Annotated in this window: 15 protein-coding genes; 6 read left to right on the forward strand and 9 right to left on the reverse strand. The window is 72.1% G+C overall.

From position 1 onward, the window contains the following. Positions 1 to 31: 31 nt before the first annotated feature. Positions 32 to 1,429, reverse strand: a complete 1,398-nt coding sequence (locus tag DFH01_RS19935) for an aspartate aminotransferase family protein (RefSeq protein WP_109872208.1) — start codon at positions 1,427 to 1,429, stop codon at positions 32 to 34. A 122-nt stretch (positions 1,430 to 1,551) separates the two neighbouring features. Here DFH01_RS19935 and DFH01_RS19940 point away from each other — a divergent pair, with 122 nt between their 5' ends. Continuing rightward, entirely contained in the window at positions 1,552 to 3,858 is a 2,307-nt protein-coding gene (locus tag DFH01_RS19940; protein ID WP_109872209.1) for a molybdopterin-dependent oxidoreductase, read from the forward strand. After that, on the forward strand, positions 3,855 to 5,423 hold the full coding sequence (locus tag DFH01_RS19945; protein WP_109872210.1) for a PhoX family protein: 1,569 nt from the start codon (positions 3,855 to 3,857) through the stop codon (positions 5,421 to 5,423). Before DFH01_RS19940 ends, DFH01_RS19945 begins: the two co-directional genes overlap by 4 nt. A 63-nt stretch (positions 5,424 to 5,486) precedes the next feature. On the opposite strand, the gene DFH01_RS19950 is transcribed toward DFH01_RS19945, so the two are convergent. Further along, a complete protein-coding gene (locus DFH01_RS19950) occupies positions 5,487 to 7,544 on the reverse strand; it encodes a PhoX family protein (protein ID WP_109872211.1) in 2,058 nt (685 codons plus the stop codon). Positions 7,545 to 7,724: 180 nt separating this feature from the next. Between DFH01_RS19950 and DFH01_RS19955 the strand changes: the two genes are divergently transcribed. After that, entirely contained in the window at positions 7,725 to 9,698 is a 1,974-nt protein-coding gene (locus tag DFH01_RS19955) for a PhoX family protein (protein ID WP_109872212.1), read from the forward strand. A 57-nt stretch (positions 9,699 to 9,755) separates the two neighbouring features. Here DFH01_RS19955 and DFH01_RS19960 read toward each other — a convergent pair whose 3' ends face one another. From DFH01_RS19960 to DFH01_RS19990, 7 genes are read right to left on the reverse strand one after another with little or no spacing between them, the layout of a single operon-like run. Further along, positions 9,756 to 10,571: an ABC transporter permease gene (locus DFH01_RS19960; protein WP_332903290.1), complete on the reverse strand. Its 816-nt coding sequence runs from the start codon at positions 10,569 to 10,571 to the stop codon at positions 9,756 to 9,758. Further along, the gene (locus DFH01_RS19965; RefSeq protein WP_233256193.1) at positions 10,571 to 11,509 is read right to left on the reverse strand and encodes an ABC transporter permease; all 939 of its coding nucleotides are present in this window, start codon (positions 11,507 to 11,509) and stop codon (positions 10,571 to 10,573) included. The genes DFH01_RS19960 and DFH01_RS19965 overlap by 1 nt, the downstream gene beginning before the upstream one ends. After that, complete coding sequence (locus DFH01_RS19970; RefSeq protein WP_109872214.1) at positions 11,506 to 13,164, reverse strand: peptide ABC transporter substrate-binding protein; 1,659 nt, start codon at positions 13,162 to 13,164, stop codon at positions 11,506 to 11,508. Before DFH01_RS19970 ends, DFH01_RS19965 begins: the two co-directional genes overlap by 4 nt. Next, complete coding sequence (locus tag DFH01_RS19975) at positions 13,161 to 13,805, reverse strand: hypothetical protein (RefSeq protein WP_146217101.1); 645 nt, start codon at positions 13,803 to 13,805, stop codon at positions 13,161 to 13,163. Before DFH01_RS19975 ends, DFH01_RS19970 begins: the two co-directional genes overlap by 4 nt. Before the next feature lie 32 nt (positions 13,806 to 13,837). Continuing rightward, the gene (locus DFH01_RS19980; RefSeq protein WP_109872216.1) at positions 13,838 to 14,128 is read right to left on the reverse strand and encodes a type II toxin-antitoxin system RelE/ParE family toxin; all 291 of its coding nucleotides are present in this window, start codon (positions 14,126 to 14,128) and stop codon (positions 13,838 to 13,840) included. Then, positions 14,125 to 14,409 carry a ribbon-helix-helix protein, CopG family gene (locus tag DFH01_RS19985; protein WP_109872217.1) on the reverse strand — a complete coding sequence of 95 codons (285 nt, stop codon included), beginning with the start codon at positions 14,407 to 14,409 and terminating at the stop codon, positions 14,125 to 14,127. The genes DFH01_RS19980 and DFH01_RS19985 overlap by 4 nt, the downstream gene beginning before the upstream one ends. Before the next feature lie 9 nt (positions 14,410 to 14,418). Then, positions 14,419 to 15,141 carry an orotate phosphoribosyltransferase gene (locus DFH01_RS19990; RefSeq protein WP_109872218.1) on the reverse strand — a complete coding sequence of 241 codons (723 nt, stop codon included), beginning with the start codon at positions 15,139 to 15,141 and terminating at the stop codon, positions 14,419 to 14,421. A 70-nt stretch (positions 15,142 to 15,211) separates the two neighbouring features. On the opposite strand from DFH01_RS19990, the gene DFH01_RS19995 reads away from it, so the two are divergent. From DFH01_RS19995 to DFH01_RS20005, 3 genes are read left to right on the forward strand one after another with little or no spacing between them, the layout of a single operon-like run. Beyond that, entirely contained in the window at positions 15,212 to 16,150 is a 939-nt protein-coding gene (locus DFH01_RS19995; protein ID WP_109872219.1) for a mitochondrial fission ELM1 family protein, read from the forward strand. Next, on the forward strand, positions 16,147 to 17,019 hold the full coding sequence (locus tag DFH01_RS20000) for a ferric reductase-like transmembrane domain-containing protein (RefSeq protein WP_109872220.1): 873 nt from the start codon (positions 16,147 to 16,149) through the stop codon (positions 17,017 to 17,019). Before DFH01_RS19995 ends, DFH01_RS20000 begins: the two co-directional genes overlap by 4 nt. After that, complete coding sequence (locus DFH01_RS20005) at positions 17,016 to 17,528, forward strand: thermonuclease family protein (RefSeq protein WP_109872221.1); 513 nt, start codon at positions 17,016 to 17,018, stop codon at positions 17,526 to 17,528. Before DFH01_RS20000 ends, DFH01_RS20005 begins: the two co-directional genes overlap by 4 nt. Positions 17,529 to 17,568: the final 40 nt, after the last annotated feature.

A 17,568-nucleotide genomic window follows, 5' to 3' on the forward strand; every position in this document is an offset into this window, starting at 1 on the left:
GAGGGACGGTGCGTCCCTCCCGCCTGCGCCGCTACACCAGGGCGATGCTTTCCCGGCGCAGCTGCACCGTCAGCGCGTCCAGCGCGCGCCCGACGCGGGCAATCATCTCGTCCACCTCGGCCTCGGTGATGATCAGCGGCGGCGAGAAGCCCATCGAATCGTTCACCATGGCGCGCATGATCACGCCCTCGCCTTCGGCCAGCTTGGCCAGGCGCGGGCCGACCTTCGCGCCCGGGTCGAAGTTGCGATGCGTCGCCTTGTCCGCCACCAGTTCCATCGCCGCGACGAGGCCGATGCCGCGGATCTCGCCCACCAGCGGATGGTCGGCGAAGCGCGCGCGCAGCGTCTTCTGCATGTGCCCGCCGACGCGCTTCGCATGCCCGACGATGTCCATCTCGTCATAGATCTTCAGCGTCTCCACCGCGACTGCGGCGGGCACCGGGTGGCCCGAATAGGTGAAGCCGTGGCCCCAGGTGCCGATGGTGGCGGAGCCGTCGGCCAGCGCCTGGAAGACGCGGTCGTTCACCATCACGGCGCTGATCGGCAGGAAGCTGGCGGATAGCGCCTTGGCGCAGACCAGGATGTCCGGCGTGATGCCGAAGGTCTGGCTGCCCCAGTAGCTGCCGGTGCGCCCGAAGCCGCAGATCACCTCGTCCGCCACGAACAGGACGTCGTGCTTCTTCAGCACCGCCTGCACCTTCTCGAAATAGGTCGCCGGCGGCACGATCACGCCGCCCGCGCCCATCGCCGGCTCCGCGAAGAAGGCGGCGACGGTCTCGGGGCCCTCGCGCTGGATCACCTGGTCCAGCTCCTCCGCCAGGCGCGTCGCGAAATCCTCCTCGGACTCGCCGGGGTTGGCGCCGTGGTAGTGGTGCGGCGTCGAGACATGGATGAAGCGGTCGGAGACGGGCAGGTCGAACATCTTGTGGTTCGCCGGCAGCCCGGTGATGGAGCCGGAGGCGATCGTGATTCCGTGATAGCCCTTCAGCCGCCCGATGATCTTCTTCTTGTCCGGCCGCCCCATCGCATTGTTGGCGTACCAGATCATCTTCACCGCGGTGTCGTTCGCCTCCGACCCCGAATTCGCGAAGAACACCTTGGACATCGGAACCGGCGCGCGCTCGATCAGCATCTCGGCCAGGTCGATCATCGGCTCGTGCGACTTGGCGGTGAAGCCGTGGTAGAAGGGCAGCTTCTGCATCTGCCGGTAGGCGGCATCCACCAGCCGCTTGTTGTCGAAGCCGAGCGAGGCGCACCAGAGGCCGGCCATCGCCTCGATGTATTCCTTGCCCTGGTCATCGAAGACGCGCACGCCCTCGCCGCGGCTGATCACCAGCGGGCCGTTCACCGCATGGGCGCGGTGGTCGGTGTAGGGATGCAGGACATTGGCGATGTCCCGAACGGCATTGGAATTGCGGGGCGGGGTCATGCGGGCGCTTCCTCGGCAGATACCGGGCGGATGCTAGAACGGCCCGGGGCCGGCGTCATCCGTGGAAGGCGGTTGCGGCGGACCCGGCCGGACGGCAGATTGCCGCCGCCAAGGGGGTCCGCATGACCGAGATCAAGCCGCATGGGTCGCATTTCGGCTCCTTCGACGCCGTGGTCGAAGGTGGCCGCCTGGTCGCCGCCCGGCCCTTCGGCCGTGATCCCTCGCCCTCCACCCTGCTGCAATCCATCCCCGATGCGGTGCATAGCGCCGCGCGGATCGACCGGCCCCATGTCCGCGCCGGCTGGCTGAAGGGCGAGCGCCGCGGCAGCGCGCGCGGCGGCGACGCCTTTGTGCCGGTCCCGTGGGACCAGGCGATCCGGCTGGTCGCCGAGGAATCCGCCCGCATCCGGGCGGAGCACGGCCATCCCTCGGTGCTCGGCGGCAGCTATGGCTGGTCCTCGGCCGGGCGCTACCACCATGCGCGCACGCAGCTGCATCGCTTCCTCGGCCTGGCCGGCGGCTTCACGGCGCAGGTGACGAACTACTCCTACGGCGCCGGCATGACGCTGATGCCGCACATCCTCGGCACCAACGAGGTCATCCAGGGCCCGGTCACCGACTGGAAGGCGATCCGCGAGAATGCGAAGCTGATGCTCTGCTTCGGCGGGCTGCCGCTGAAGAACGGGCTGATCACCTCCGGCGGCAGCGGCGCGCATGAATATGTGCCGCTGATGAAGGCGGCGGCCGATGCCGGGGTGCGCTTCGTCAACATCTCGCCCTTCCGCGGCGATGCGGCGGAGTTCCTCGGCGCCGAATGGGTGCCGATCCGGCCGGGCGGCGACGCGGCGATGATCCTCGCCATGGCGCAGGTGATCCTGGAGGCAGGCAAGGAGGATCGCGACTTCCTCGCCCGCTGCGCCGTCGGCTTCGCGCCCTTCGCCGCTTATCTGCGCGGCGAGGCGGATGGCGTGGTGAAGACGCCGGAATGGGCGGCGCCCCTCTGCGACGTGCCGGCCGCGACGATCCGGCGCCTCGCGCTGGAGGCCGCCGGCGCGCCGACCATGCTGACCGCCACCTGGTCCATCCAGCGCGCCGAGCATGGCGAACAACCCTGGTGGGCGCTGGTGGCGCTGGCGGCGATGCTGGGGACCATCGGCAAGCCGGGGCAGGGCGTGGCCTTCGGCTATGGCTCGATGAACGGCATCGGCACGCCGCGCCACGAGGTGCCGAGTGTCGGCGGCGTGCCGGTGAAGAACCCGGTCGGCGCCTATATCCCTGTCGCGCGCGTGACGGAGCTGCTGGAGCGGCCGGGGCAGGTGCTGCAATACAACGGCCGCGACCTGCTGCTGCCCGACATCCGCATGATCTGGTGGGCCGGCGGCAACCCGTTCCATCACCACCAGGATCTCGGCCGCCTGCTGCGCGGCTGGAACCGCGCCGACACGGTGGTGGTGCAGGAGCCCTGGTGGACGCCGCTCGCCCGCCATGCCGACATCGTGCTGCCCGCGACGACGACGCTGGAGCGCAACGACATCGGCAGCGCGTCCCGCGATCGCTTCGTGCGCGCCATGCACCAGGCGATCGCGCCGGTTGGCCAGGCGCGCAACGACGCGGACATGCTGGCCGACATCGCCGATGCGCTCGGCTTCCGCGCCGCCTTCACCGAGCAGCGCGACGAGATGGCCTGGCTCGACCACCTCTATGGCCGCTGGCGCCAGGCCTGCGCGGCGGAAGGCATCGCGGTGCCGGACTTCGCCGAGTTCTGGGACCGCGGCTTCGTGGAAATCGCGCCGCCTGCGGAAAGCTACACCCAGTTCGCCGCCTTCCGCGCGGACCCGGAGGCGAACCCGCTGAACACGCCCTCGGGCAAGGTCGAGATCTTCTCGGAGACCATCGCGCGCTTCGGCTACGAGGAGACGCCCGGCCATCCGGTCTGGCGCGAGCCGCGCGAGTGGCTGGGCGGCGAGATGGCGGAGCGCTTCCCGCTGCACATGCTCTCCTTCCAGCCCTTCACGCGGCTGCATGGCCAGCTCGACACCGGGCGCGTGGCGGAGGCCAACCGCGTGCAGGGGCGCGAGCCGATCCTGATGCACCCGGATGACGCCGCCGCGCGCGGCCTGAACGACGGGGAGGTCGTGCGCGTCTTCAACGAACGCGGCGCCATCGCCGCCGGGCTGCGCCTCACCGAGGAGATCCGCCCCGGCGTCGTCGCCATGGCGACCGGCGCCTGGTGGAACCCCGCGCGCCCCGGCGCGACGGATGCGCCCTGTGTGCATGGCAACGCGAATGTGCTGACGCAGGATGTCGGCACCTCGCGCCTCGGCCAGGGCTCCGCGGCGCAATCCTGCCTGGTGGAGATCGCGCGCTGGGACGGCGACCTGCCGCCGGTGACGGTGCACGCGCCGCCGGAGGGCGCGACCGCGCCATGATCGGCCGCCGCGCCCTGCTCGGCGCGGCCGCCCTCGGGCTCGCCGGGCCGGCGCGGGCCTATATCTCCACGCTCGACCTGGCGGCGTCGGCCGTGCCCGTCCGGCAGGATGACTGGGTGGCGCCCGGTCTCGACCGGCAGGTGCTGATCCGCTGGGGGGACCGCGTCACCTTCGATGCGCCCGCCTGGGACCCGCGCAACCCGACGCCCGAGGGCGCGGCCGCGCAGTTCGGGTGGGACGCGCGGATCGCCGGCCTCGTCCAGCCGGCGCTGGCGACCGATGGCGTGCCGCGCGTGGTGCTCGCCGTCGCGCATCGCGAGGTCCTCGCCGCGATGGCCTGGCCAGGCCTGCGCGACCGGCCCGAGCTTGCCGCCGCCATGCAGGGCGCGTCGCTGCTGAACCTGGAGAAGGCAGGCGACCGCTGGCTGGTCGTGGATGGCGGCTTCCAGAGCCGGCGGCTGGGCGCGGAGACGCTCTGTCGCTGGACCGGCCCCGTCGCCGCGACGCCCGGCGTGCAGGGGCTGCTGGCGCCCGAGGCCGGCTGCGCCACGCCCTGGGGCAGCCTGCTGCTGGCCGAGGGCGATCCGCGCCCCTGGCTCGCGCGCCTGTTTCCGCTCGCGCTCCGCTGGGGGGAGGCGGCGCGCTATGGCTGGGTGGTGGAGCTCGATCCGCTCGATCCGCAATCGGTGCCGGCGAAGCGCAGCGCTCTCGGGCGCATCGGCGCGGCGGCGGTCGCGGCCGCGCTGGCGGCGGATGGGCGCGCGGTGGTGTTCCTGGCCGATGGTCAGCCGCTCGGCTTCCTCTACCGCTTCGTCTCGGCCGGGCCGGCGGCGGAGCCGGATGCGCTGGACGCGGGCAGGCTGCAGGTGGCCCAGGCCGAGGGCGAATCGCTCCGCTGGCGCGACCTGCCGGCCGGCGCCGAAAGCGATCCCGCCGCCGCCGCTGCGGCCGCCGGTGCCACCCGGTTCGACACGCCGGCCGCGCTCGCGCTCGATCCGCGCGGCGGGCGGCTGCTGCTGGCCTGCCGGGCCGGGAGCGGGCGCAGCCCCTCGCGGGTGGATGCGCTCAACCCGCGCCCGGGCGCGCATCCGGGACACGTGCTGGAATTCACCGGCGCGCCGGAGGCCGAACGGATGGCCGGGCGCATCCTGTTCCTCGCGGGCGATGCGGCCGAGGGCGGGCGGTATGGCCGCGACCAGCCGATGGCCGCGCTGCCGCGCTATCCGGCGACGCTGGCGGTGGATGCGCGCGGCCGGCTCTGGGTGGGCACCGACCGGTTCGGCGCGCCGGGGGCAGCCGCCGATGCCGTCTTCGCCTGCGACCTGGACGGGCCGGGGCGCGCGGTGCTGCTGCCGGCCTATGGGGCGCCGCTCGCAGGCGGACTCGGCGGCGCGATGCCGACGCCGCAGGGCGATGCGCTGCTGGTCACGGTCCGCCATCCCGGCGCCGCGCCGGGTGCGAGCTTCGATCAGCCCGCCACACGCTGGCCCGCCTTCGATTCGCGCCTGCCGCCACGCGCCGCGCTGCTGGGCCTTGCCCGCCCTGGCGGCCGGCCCGGCGGGTAGCGGAAACGAGAAGGGGCGGCAGGCCGAAGCCCGCCGCCCCCGTTCAGCCCGACGCTTAACGCGTCAGGTGCCGATGATGCCGCCGTCGTTCTTCGTGATGACCAGCGTCGCCGAAAGTGGCGCCCCCTCGCCGTTCGGGAAGCGGCTGTTCGGACGCCCCGCGGCCCAATCGGCCGCCGAGGTCGTCGCGCCGGGGTGCTGCAGGTTCACGAACATCGTGCGGCGATCGGGCGTGGTGATCACGCCGGTCACTTCCTGGCCGTTCGGGCCGGTCAGGAAGCGGCGCGTTTCGCCCGTGACCGGGTTCGCGCAGAGCATCGCGTTGTTGCCGAAGGGCGCGAGCGCGCCGCGCAGCTGCTCGCTCTCGCCGATGTCCGTCTGGATCCACATGCGGCCGTCGGCGTCGAACCAGAGGCCGTCCGGGCAGGCCAGCATGTTGTCGGCGTTCACCGGGGCATTGCCCGCGATGCGGCTGTTGCCCTCGGGGCCCGCGATCAGGAACAGGTCCCAGGTGAAGCGCGTCGCCGCATGGTCGTCATTCGCCTCGCGCCAGCGGATGATCTGGCCGAACTGGTTCTGCGCGCGCGGGTTCGCCGCGTCGCGCTGCGCCTCGGTGCGGCGGCTGTTGTTGGTCAGCGTGAAGTAGACGCGGCCGTCGCGCGGATCCACCGCGCCCCATTCCGGGCGGTCCATCTTCGTCGCGCCGACCGCATCGGCGGCGAGGCGCGTGTTGACCAGCACCTCGCCCTGGTCGGCGAAGCCGTTCGCCGCGGTGAGCGGGCCGACGCCATGCTGCAGCGGAAGCCACTCGCCCGTGCCGTCGGCGTTGAACTTCGCGACGTAGAGGACGCCCTCGTCCAGCAGCGATCCGTTCGCGGTCGCGCGGGCGAAGGGGCGGGCGGAGACGAACTTGTAGATGTACTCGAAGGTGCTGTCGTCGCCGGAATAGGCGACGACCGGGCGGCCCTCGCGGGCAGGGCCGAACACGATGCCCTCATGCGCGAAGCGGCCGAGCGCGGTGCGCTTCACCGGCATGGCGTTCGGGTTGAAGGGGTCGATCTCGACCAGCCAGCCGAAGGCGTTCACCTCGTTGCGGTAGTCCTGCGTCGCGTCGGCGCCGGTGGAGGAGACGTTGAAGCGCTCGAACTCGTCGCCGCCGCCCTGCACCTGGTCCCAGTTGTAGCGCGTCTGGCCGGTGGGGACGCCGTAGCGGGCATGCTCGCGCGGCAGGTTCGGCTTCTGGTCCTGCTGGTCGAGGTTGCGGAAGTAGCCCGCCCAGTTCTCCTCGGCCGTCATGTAGGTGTTCCAGGGCGTCACGCCGTGGGCGCAGTTGTTCACCGTGCCGCGCACGCGCGTGCCGTCCGGGCTGTACTTCGTGCGCACCAGCGCGTGGCCGCGCACGGGGCCGGAGATCTCCATCGGCGTCGCCGCGGTGACGCGGCGGCTGCGCGGGTCGGCCTTCACGGCCCACTGGCCGTCCGCCCCCTTGGCGATGCGCACGATGGAGACGCCATGCGCGTTGATCTCCTTGCGCACCTCCTCCGGGTCGCGGGCGCCGCCGGTCAGCGGCATGCGGCCGTTGCCGACCGACATGCCGACCGCGCGCGCGTGCATGAAGCGCGGCTCGATGTATTCGTGGTTCACCACGAGGAAGCCGTCGGTGCTGCTGCCCTGGTCGGGCTCGCGGCCCTCGATCGGGAAGAAGTGCATGCCGTCATGATGCGCGCCGACGGCGGCGCCCTGCTCGGCGGCGGTCATCGCGCCGAGGCTCTTGCCCGCCGGCTCGCCGCTCAGCGGCGTGCCCTGCGGGATGAGCACCTGCACCGAGTAGCCTTCCGGCACGACGACCGTGTCGTTCGGGCTGATCGGCACGGCCTTGAAGCCGATCGCGGGGCCGCTTGCCGCCGGCGCGGCGCCCTGGGCGGCGCCCTGGGCTGCGGCGGGGCGAGTCTCGGCGCCGATGAAGCCGGCGATGGCGGTGGCGAGGCCGCCCATCAGCATGCCGCGGCGGCCGAGGCGGGCCTCGGCGATCTCGGCGAAGCTCGGGTTCGGAGAGGTGTTGGAGGGGATCTCGTCGCCTGCCTCGAGGTCGTAGGGCAGGTGGCGCAGGTCATCCGGCATCGTGGTGTCTCCCGGGCGTTGTCTGAATGAGCGCGTCTTAGCGGCGTGCCGCGACGGTTCCGCGACAGGATGGTTGCGTCCCTGTGACAACGACGCGCGCATCTGGCCCGGTCATCCGGTTGACCGCGATGGCCGCGTGCGCATTGTGACACTTCAGTGACAACAAGGAGGAAACGTCCCATGCGACCGGATGAGTCCGAAACGGACCTCCCCGAGATCGAGGATATCGGCAGCAATCCCGCGCCGGGCACGCCGATCGGCACGCTGATCGAGGCACGCCTCGGACGCCGCGCGGCGCTGCGCGGCCTGGCCGGCGCCGGCGCGGCGGTGGCGCTGAGCGAAGCGCTGGTGCGGGAAGCGGCGGCGCAGCCCGCCGCCATCCCGGCGCGCGGCGGTCCCTCGACCCTCACCTTCCAGGAACTGCGGCAGGGCCTCAGCCAGAACCACCAGGTGGCCGAGGGCTACGAGGTGCAGATGGTGATCCGCTGGGGCGACCCGGTGCTGGAGGGCGCGCCGCCCTACGATCCCCGCAACCTGACCGCCGAAGGGCAGGCGAAGCAGTTCGGCTACAATTGCGACTACCTGGACTACTTCCCGCTGCCGGCCGGGTCGCGCAATTCCGAGCACGGCCTGATCTGCGTGAACCACGAATACACCAACACGAACCTGATGTTCGCCGGCATCGGCGAGGGTCGCGCCGCGCGCGGGCGCACCACGAGGGAACAGGCGGCGGTCGAGATCGCCGCGCACGGCATGTCCGTGGTGGAGGTGCGGAAGGAGAACGGCACCTGGCGCAGCGTGCCCGCCGGGCGGCTGAACCGGCGCATCACCATGGAGACGCCGATGCGCATCGGCGGGCCCGCGGCGGGCCATGAGCGGATGCGCACCAACGCCGATCCCACCGGCACGCGCGTGCTGGGCACGCTCAACAACTGCGCCGGCGGAAACACGCCCTGGGGCACCGTCATCACGGCGGAGGAGAACTTCAACCAGTATTTCGGTGGAGATGCCGCCGAGAGCGGGCCGCAGGCCGCCGCCTATCGCCGCTACGGCATCGCGAAGGACGCGACCTATGCCTGGGGCCGCCACTTCGACCGCTTCAACCTGGACAAGGAGCCGAACGAGCCGAACCGCTTCGGCTGGATCGTCGAATACGATCCCTACGACCCGGAGAGCGTGCCGGTGAAGCGCACCGCGCTCGGCCGCTTCAAGCATGAGGGCGCGACGCACGCGATCAGCGCCGACGGGCGCGTTGCCTTCTATTCGGGCGACGACGAGCGCTTCGACTACCTCTACAAGTTCGTCACCGCGCGTCCCTGGAATCCGAACGACCGCGCCGCCAATCGCGACCTGCTGGATGACGGCACGCTCTATGTCGCGAAGTTCGAGGAGCGCGGCGTGATGCGCTGGCTGCCGCTGGTGCATGGCCAGGGGCCCCTCACCGAGGCGAACGGCTTCCGCAGCCAGGCCGATGTGCTGATCGAGACGCGCCGCGCGGCGGATCTTGTGGGCGCCACGCCGATGGACCGGCCGGAGGATGTCGAGACGAACCCGGTGAACGGGCGCGTCTATGTCATGCTCACCAACAACAGCCGCCGCACGGCGCAGCAGGTGGGCCCCGCGAATCCCCGCGCCAACAACGTGCACGGCCATGTGGTGGAAGTGATTCCGCCCGGCGCCGGCACGGATCGCGTGGACCATGCCGCGACGGAAGCGCGGTGGGAGATCTTCCTCATGGCGGGCAAGCCCGGCGTGGATTCGGGCGCGCGCTATCATCGCGCGACGAGCGACAATGGCTGGCTCTCCTGCCCGGACAATTGCGCCTTCGACAGCAAGGGCCGGATCTGGATCTCCACCGACGGCGCGCCGGAGAACGCCGGCATCGCGGATGGGCTGTGGGGTGCGGACACCAGTGGCTATGGCCGCGCGCTGACGCGCCTGTTCTTCCAGGCCCCGAGCGGGGCGGAGGTGTGCGGCCCGCGCTTCACGCCGGACGACCGCACGGTGTTCCTCGCGATCCAGCACCCCGGCGAGGATCCGGGCAGCACTTTCGAGCGCCCCTCGACACGCTGGCCCGACTTCAAGGATGGCGAGCCGCCGCGGCCCTCGGTGATCGCGGTGGTGAAGCGCGACGGCGGCGAGATCGGTTCCTGATCCGACCGCCGCGGCGGTGAGGGAGGGGCGTCGCGGCGATGCGGCGCCCCTTTTCGTTCAGCGCCGCAGCCCGTCCGCGACCAGCGTGCAGCCGGCGACTGCCAGCAGGATGGCGAGCCCTGGCCAAACCGCCGCCCAGGGCGCGCTGAACACGAGGTCCTGCGCGTTGGACAGCATGTTGCCCCAGCTCGCCGCCGGCGGCGCGATGCCGAGGCCGAGGAAGGACAGCGTACTCTCCGCCAGGATGGCGCCGGCAACCGCGAGCGCGGTCGCGACCGCGATGGGCCCCGCGATGTTCGGCACGACATGGCGCAGCAGGATGCGGCCCTCTCCGGCGCCGAGCGCCCGCGCCGCGCGGACATAGTCGCGCGCCAGCACCGACAGCGCCGCGGCGCGCGCCAGCCGCGCGACGCCGACCCAGCCGAAGATCGTCAGGATCGCGACGATGCGGATGATGTCGGAGAGCGGCTCGCCGCGCGGCAGGCCGATGCGGCCGGTATCCGCGGCGGCGAGCACGACGAGCACGGGCAGCGCCGGCAGCGCCAGCATCCCGTCCGCCAGTCGCATCAGCACGGCATCCAGCGCCCCGCCGCGCCAGGCCGCGAGCAGCCCGATCGCGGTGCCGAGCACCGCCGCGGCCAACGCCGTCGCGAGCCCGACCGCCAGCGAGACGCGCGCGCCGTAGAGCAGGCGCAGCAGCAGGTCGCGGCCGAGCTCGTCGGTGCCGAGCGGATGCTCCGGCGAGGCAGGGCCGTGGCGCAGGAAAAGGTCGGGCGCGAAGGGGTCATGGCCGAGCGCCTCCTGCACCAGCGGCGCGCCGAGCGCGCCGAGGGCGAGCAGCAGAAGCAGCGCGAGGCCGAGGATCAGCCGCATCACGCGTCGCGCAGCCTGGGGTCGAGGGCGCGCTGCGCGAGATCGGCCGCCAGCGTCGCCAGCATCGTCACCAGCGCCACCAGCAGCAGCGCGACCAGCGCCAGGTTGGTGTCGTTGCCCATCACCGCGTCGTAGATCAGCTTGCCCATGCCGGGGCGGGCGAAGAGCGTCTCGGTGATCAGCGCGCCGCCGACCAGCGCGCCGGCATCGAGCGCGGCCACCTGCAGGACCGGCACGGCCGCGTTGGGAAAGGCATGGCGCAGCAGCACGCGCGCCTCGCCATTGCCGCGCGCGCGCGCGGCGGTGATCCAGGGCTCGCGCAGCGTCAGGCCGACCGCGGCGGCAGAATGGCGCGCATAGGCGGCGAGGTTGGCAATGGCGAGGGTGGCCACCGGCAGCACAAGGAAGCGCAGCGAGTCCAGGCCGCCGGTCTCGCTCATGCCGCCGGCTGGCAGCCAGCCGAGCGTCACCGCGAACAGGATGATCAGCAGGATGCCGAGCCAGAAGGACGGCGCCGACTGGCCGAGGATCGCGATGGCATCCACCGCCGGCGCCAGCCGCGGCCGCGCCGCCGCGAGCAGGCCAAGCGCGATGCCGATGCCGCCCGCCAGCAGCAGCGCCCCGCCGAGCAGGACGAGCGTGGAGACCAGCGCGGGTGCGATGATGTCGGCGACTGGCTGCGCGAAGAGCCGCGAATGGCCGAAGCGCCCCTCCAGGAGCCCCCCCGCCCAGGCCGCGTAGCGCGCGAGCAGCGGCTGGTCCAAGCCATGCAACGCGCGCAGCCGTGCCGCGTCCTCCGCCGTCAGCCGCGGATCGCCGGCGATGGCGAGGTCGATGGGATCGCCCGGCATCAGACCGATCAGCAGGAACATGGCGAAGGAGAGGATCGCCATGGTCACCGCGATCTGCACCAGCCGCGCCGCAAGCAGGCGGATCACCGCACCGCCCAGTCCGTCACCCAGAGGGAGGACGGCGCGAGATGTCCGGTGGGCCGCACGCCGTCCAGCCAGCGCGGCCAGACATGCGCGTCCGCGCGGAACCAGAGGGGGATCGCCGGCAGTTCCTCGGCATAGATCGCTTGCAGCCGCTGCCACAGCGCGCGGCGCTTCTCGCGGTCGAGCTCGATCGGGATCGCCTCGAGCAGCGCGTCCATCTCGGCGTTGCGGAAGCCGGTGTAGTTCTGGCCGGACCAGTTGCGCTCGGCCGTCGGGATCTCGTCGGAATGCAGCGTGGTGCGCGGCACGCTTTCCGGCGCGCTGATCCAGGCGAACATCACCGCGCCGGTGAAGCGGCGCTTCGACAGCGTCTCGCCGAACAGCACGCGCGGCGGCTCGTTGCGGATCCGCGCCTCGATCCCCGCCTGGCGCCACATGCCCTGGATCACCTGCTGCACCGCCTCGCGCGAGCGGTTGCCGGCGGTGGTCATCAGCTCGATGGTCAGCCGCTCCCCGGCCTGGTTGCGGCGGATGCCGTCGGGGCCGGGCCGCCAGCCGGCTTCCTCCAGCAACGCGCGGGCGCGCGCCGGGTCGTGCGGCCACTGGCGGATGGACTGGTCGTACACCCAGTCGAGCGGATTGACGTTGCCATGCGCCAGCACCTGGCGTCCATCGAACAGGCGGCTCACGATCTGCGCGCGGTCGATCGCCATCACCAGCGCCTGGCGCACGCGCCGGTCGGCCAGCAGCGGCGTGTCGTGGTTCACGTCCAGATGCTCGTAGATCAGGCCGGGCTTGTAGCCGATGCGGAAGCGGGCGCCGACGCGGCGTTCCAGCGCCGTCGCCTGGTCGAGCGGCAGTCCGAGCTCGCCCGCGATCATGTCGAGCTGCCCGGCGAGAAGCTGCGCTTCCAGCGCCGTGGTGCTCTCCACCGTGCGGATCGCGATGCGGCGGAAGGCGGGCGCGGGGCCTGCCCAGGTGTCGTTGCGCTCCAGCGTGATGCCCGCGCCTGGTTGCACCTGGATCACACGGTAGGGGCCGTTCCACAGCGCCGGGTTGGTCGGCTCCGTCTCGTACGCGCTCCGGCTGCGGTAGCTGCGCGGCTCCTGTTCCCAGCGCGCACGCTCGACATGCGCGGGGAGGGGCTGCCAGTCGCCGGCGGAGGCGTATTCGAAGGTGACGCGGTCGAAGCGCAGCGTGATGCTGCGCGGGTCAACCACGATGGCCTCATAGGCCGAGCGATAGAACTCGCTGCCGCCGAAGCCCGTGGAGAAGTCGCGCCCGGCCTGCCACGCGAAGAGCAGGTCCTCGGCCGAGACCGGCCGGCCATCGCCCCAGCGCAGATCCTCGCGCAGCCGCCAGGTGACGCGGATGCCGGGCCGTCCATCCGGCGTGGTCTCGCGCTGCGCCATGCCGTTGTCGAGCGAGGGGAGCGTGTCGCAGCCCATGCAGGTCAGCGCCCAGTCCTGGTCGTACACCGTCAGCGGCCGCCGCGCGAAGCCGAGCACATAGGACTTCGCCGCCATGCTCTCGATGTTGGGGTGCAGCGTCGCGGGATACTGCGTGATGCCGATGGTGAGCTGGTCGCGCGGGGGGGATTGCGCCAGGGCGGGTGTCAGGCTCGCGATGGCGAGCAACGCGACGAGTCGGGGCTTCATGGCCTTGGCTCCTCGGCAGGCACGAATGCGAGGCCCATGACGGCCTCTCCATTCACCTCGCGGCTGAACAGCAGCAGGGCGGCGTCGATGCTCGCGCCTGCTGCGCGCAGCGCCGCCAAGGCAGCGGCGAGCGCGCAAGGGGCGACGGTGACATCGACGACAAAGCGGCTGTGTGCGTAGACCAGCACGCAGCGCAGCGCACCGGCAGGAGCGCGCCGGAAACTGTCCTTGGCGACCTTGGCGCCAATGGCGCGCCCGACTTCGCGCGCAAACAGAGCATCAGCCGCGTCACCTTCCTTGAGCGTGCTGCCGCGATCGGGAATTGCGCAGGGAGCGATGCTTAGCTCGCTGTCCCGAAGCCACTTTTGAAGATCTTCTTCCCCTGCGTCCGTGTGCTCGATCGCCCAGGCCTTACCGTTCCCAAAAGGTTCAAGGACGGAGTCGGGCGCTTCCTGACGGATGAGTGTCGCAGGAAAAAGGTGGGGGTGCGCCGTGCCGAACCAACGAAGCGTGCGCATGATGCAGTGACCTTCCCGATGTTCTTTCATGCGACCGTTAGTCCGCTCGGGAACCACAAAATCCACGCGGTCGAGGAACGTGGGAAGGTCAGCCTCTCCTGGCAGCGCCGTGCGCGCTTCCATGGGCCAGAAGGTCGCTGCTGGCGGTCCTGCCGTCACGCCTGATCGGCCGAGCCGCCTTCCTGTCGCGCGCCATGCCACACGCGAAGGATGACGATCATCTCGTCCTGCTGACGATACATCAGCACGAACGGTGTCCGGGGCACGTGCAGGCGCCGCCTTCCATCTTCGTCCTCGCGGCCAAGGCCAGGGAAGTCCAGAAGGCGCTGCGCGGCTCGTTCAACCAGCCGTCGCTGCCGCATCGCCGCATCCGGGTTGTCGGCACTGATATGGGCCACGGCCTCTGCCAGATCGCGGCGCGCAGCCAGGGCGAAGACAAGCCTCACCCGTCGCGCCGCTGCCGAGCCCGCGCGATGACCACATCAAGCTCCGCAAAGACCTCTTCGGCCGGCACCACGCGCCCGGCGGCGGCATCCGCTTCGCCCTCGGCAATCCAAGTCTGGTAGGCGTCGCGGTCGGCACGGAATGTTTCGAAGTCCAAGTCGGCAGCAATGAAGGCGCGAGCAGCCTCGACCAGCATGGCCTCCCGCGTGGATTGCCGATCCGCTGCCGCGCGGGTCAGAGCCTGCGCCACCTCCTCAGGCAACTCGACGCTGATCCGTACCATCGCCGCCTCCTACTCCCCGGAATCCTTCGGCTTCGCCTCCGCCAGCGATCCGATGCCGCCATGCGCCTTGGACCAGCCGACGGGGTCCTCCAGGAACTTGCGCACGGCGGCCAGCGCGCTTTCGGAGAAATAGGGGCGCTCCCGGCACACCTCCAGCACGTCCCACCAAGTGCAGAGATGGTGCAGGTTCAGCCCCATCGCCTTCATCTGCTCGAAGCTGCCCGGGAAGACGCCGTAATAGAACACGACGAAGGTGTGGTCGCAGATCGCGCCCGCCTCGCGCAGCGCATTGGCGAAGCGGATCTTGCTGGCGCCGTCGGTGGTCAGGTCCTCCACCAGCAGCGTCTGCTTGCCGACCGGCACCTCGCCCTCGATCTGCGCGTTGCGCCCGAACCCCTTCGGCTTCTTCCGCACATAGGCCATGGGCGCGAGCATGCGGTCGGCGATCCAGGCGCCGAAGGGGATGCCGGCGGTTTCGCCGCCCACCACCGCCTCGATCGTCTCGTAGCCGACATGGCGGTGGATCTTCTCGACGCCCAGGTCGCAGATGCGGTTGCGCGCGCGGGGGAAGGAGATGATCTTGCGGCAGTCGATGTAGACCGGGCTCTTCCAGCCGGAGGTGAAGGTATAGGGCTCCTCCGGCCGGAAATTCACCGCCTTGATCTCCAGCAGGATGCGCGCGGTGGTCAGGGCGGCGTCGCGGTCCCAGTCGGAGGCGTGGGTGGCGGCCATCGGGCAAGGTTCCTGTCGGTGAAGGGCGGCGATTGAGCGCTTGTGGTAACGCCGCCCGCGTGGCGCGTCCATGACGGCGGAGCCCGCCCCGGTGTGGGTGCTGGCCGATCCCCGCGCGGGCACGGCGGCGCAGGCGCTCGGCATCGCCGAACGGCTTGGCCGGCCCTTCCGCGAGATCCCGCTCGCCTGGGGCGCGCTGGCACGGCTGCCGCTGCCCTTCGGAAGCCTGGCCGGCCTGACGCCGGCTGCCCGCGCTGCCTTCGCGCCGCCCTGGCCGGCCCTTGCCGTCTCCGCCGGGCGACGATCCGGGCCGGTCGCGCTCTGGCTCGGGCGGCGAGGGGTGCGGACGGTGCATTGCATGCGGGCCGCCGGGGCGGCCGGCTTCGACCTGCATGTCGTCGGCCGGCATGACGCGCCCGCGCCGGCGCCGAACCTGCTGACGATCCTCGGCGCCGCGCACCGTGTCTCGCCGGCCCGGCTGGCTGCGGCGCGGGCCGAATGGGCGGCGTTGCAGGCCCTGCCGGCGCCGCGCGTGGCCCTGCTGGTGGGCGGCCCTGTTCGAGGGGTGGGGATGGCCCCCGCTGCCGCTGCAACGCTCGGCGCCCGGGTCGCGGGCTTCGCCGGCAGCGTGCTGGCCACGGCCAGCCGGCGCACCGGCGCCGCCGCGACCGAGGCGCTGGCCGGCGCGCTTTCCACCGTGCCGCACCGACTGCATCGCTGGGGCGGGAAGGGGGCCAACCCGCTGCTCGGCTTCATGGCCTGGGCCGATGCGCTGGTCGTCACCGGCGATTCCGTCTCGATGCTGTCCGAGTCGCTGATGACCGCCGCGCCGATCTTCATCGCGCCCCAGGGCGACGAGGGGCGGCGCCACCTCGCCCTGCATGAAAGCCTCTATGCCGCCGGCCAGGCGCGGCCGCTCTCCGCGGCGCCGGCGCCCTTCGCGCGGGCCCCGCTGGACGAGATGGGGCGCGTGGCGGCCGAGATCCTGCGTCGCGGATTGCTCCCATGAGCGACACCGTCCGTCCGGCGCGGCGCGGGGCGGGCAGGCCCGCGGGCGTCCCCTGGCCCTGGCTGGACCGCGCCGGCCGGATCTCCGCCCTGCGCATCGCCCTGCTGGTCGCGCTGGCCGCGCCGGCCGCGGTGCTGCTCTGGCTGCTCGCCGCGGGCGCGCTCGGCGCCGATCCCTGGAAGCAGGCGACGCGGGAGGCCGGGAACCATGCCGCGCATATCCTGCTGATCAGCCTCGCGGTGACGCCGCTGCGCTGGATCGCGGACTGGCCGAAGGCGGCGACGCTGCGGCGCATGGTGGGGCTGGCCGCGCTCGCCTATGCGCTGCTGCACTTGGTTCTCTATGCCGGGCATCTCGGCTGGAACCTGCTGGCGGTGGGCGCCGAGATCGCCACGCGCATCTACCTGACGCTCGGCTTCGCGGTGCTGCTCGGCCTCTGCGTGCTCGGCTGGACCTCGACGGATGGGTGGCAGACGCGGCTCGGGCGCGGCTGGAAGCGGCTGCATCGCTGGGTGTACCTGCTCGCCGCGGCCGCGGTGCTGCACGCCTTCCTGCAATCCAAGGCGCGGGCCGACGGGGCGGTGGTGATGGCGGGGTGCTGGCTCTGGCTGATGCTGTGGCGGCTGCTGCCGGGGCCATGGCGCGCAAGGCCGCTGGCGCTGCTCGCCCTGGCGCTGGTGGCGGCGCTGGCGACCGCGCTGGTCGAATATGCCTGGTATGGCGCGGCCACCAACCTGCCCGCCGCGCGCATCCTGGCGGCAAATCTCGACCTGGCGGCGGGGCTTCGGCCGGCGCAGGGCATCCTGCTGGCCGGCGTCGCAGCGGCCCTGCTGCCGCTGCTGCGCCGGCTGACGCCCGCGGGCGCATGAGGCGCAGGCGCCGCCTCATCCTGGGGCTGGTCCTTGCTCTGCTGGCCGGCGCGGCGGGGCTGGCCGGGCTCGATGGTCCGCAGGGCAGCGCCCGACACGACCTGGTCGGCCCGGCGACGGTGGTGGATGCCGATACGCTGGTGGTCTCCGGCCAGCGCGTGCGGCTCGACGCCGCGGATGCCCCGGAGCTTCGCCAGTCCTGTGAACGGGGCGGCGTCTCCTGGCCCTGTGGCCGCGACGCCGCGCAGGCGCTGCGCCAGTTCATCGGCACCCGGGATCTTCGGTGCGAGACGCACGGCCGGGATCGCTTCGACCGCGTGCTCGCGCTCTGCCGCGCCGGCGGGGAGGACATCGCCGCCTGGCTGGTCAGCGAGGGGCTGGCCGTCGCGTACACCCGCTATTCCTGGCGCTACCTGCCGCAGGAAGCGGCCGCGCGCTGGCATGGGCGCGGCATGTGGGGCGGCGATTTCGACCGGCCCGAGGACTGGCGCCGCGCTCATCCGCGCTGACCCCCCTCCCCAAGCCGCCCTGTCCATGCGAGGCAGCGGC

The sequence above is a fragment of the Falsiroseomonas bella genome, from assembly GCF_003173615.1.
GTDB classification, from domain to species: Bacteria; Pseudomonadota; Alphaproteobacteria; order Acetobacterales; family Acetobacteraceae; genus Falsiroseomonas; species Falsiroseomonas bella.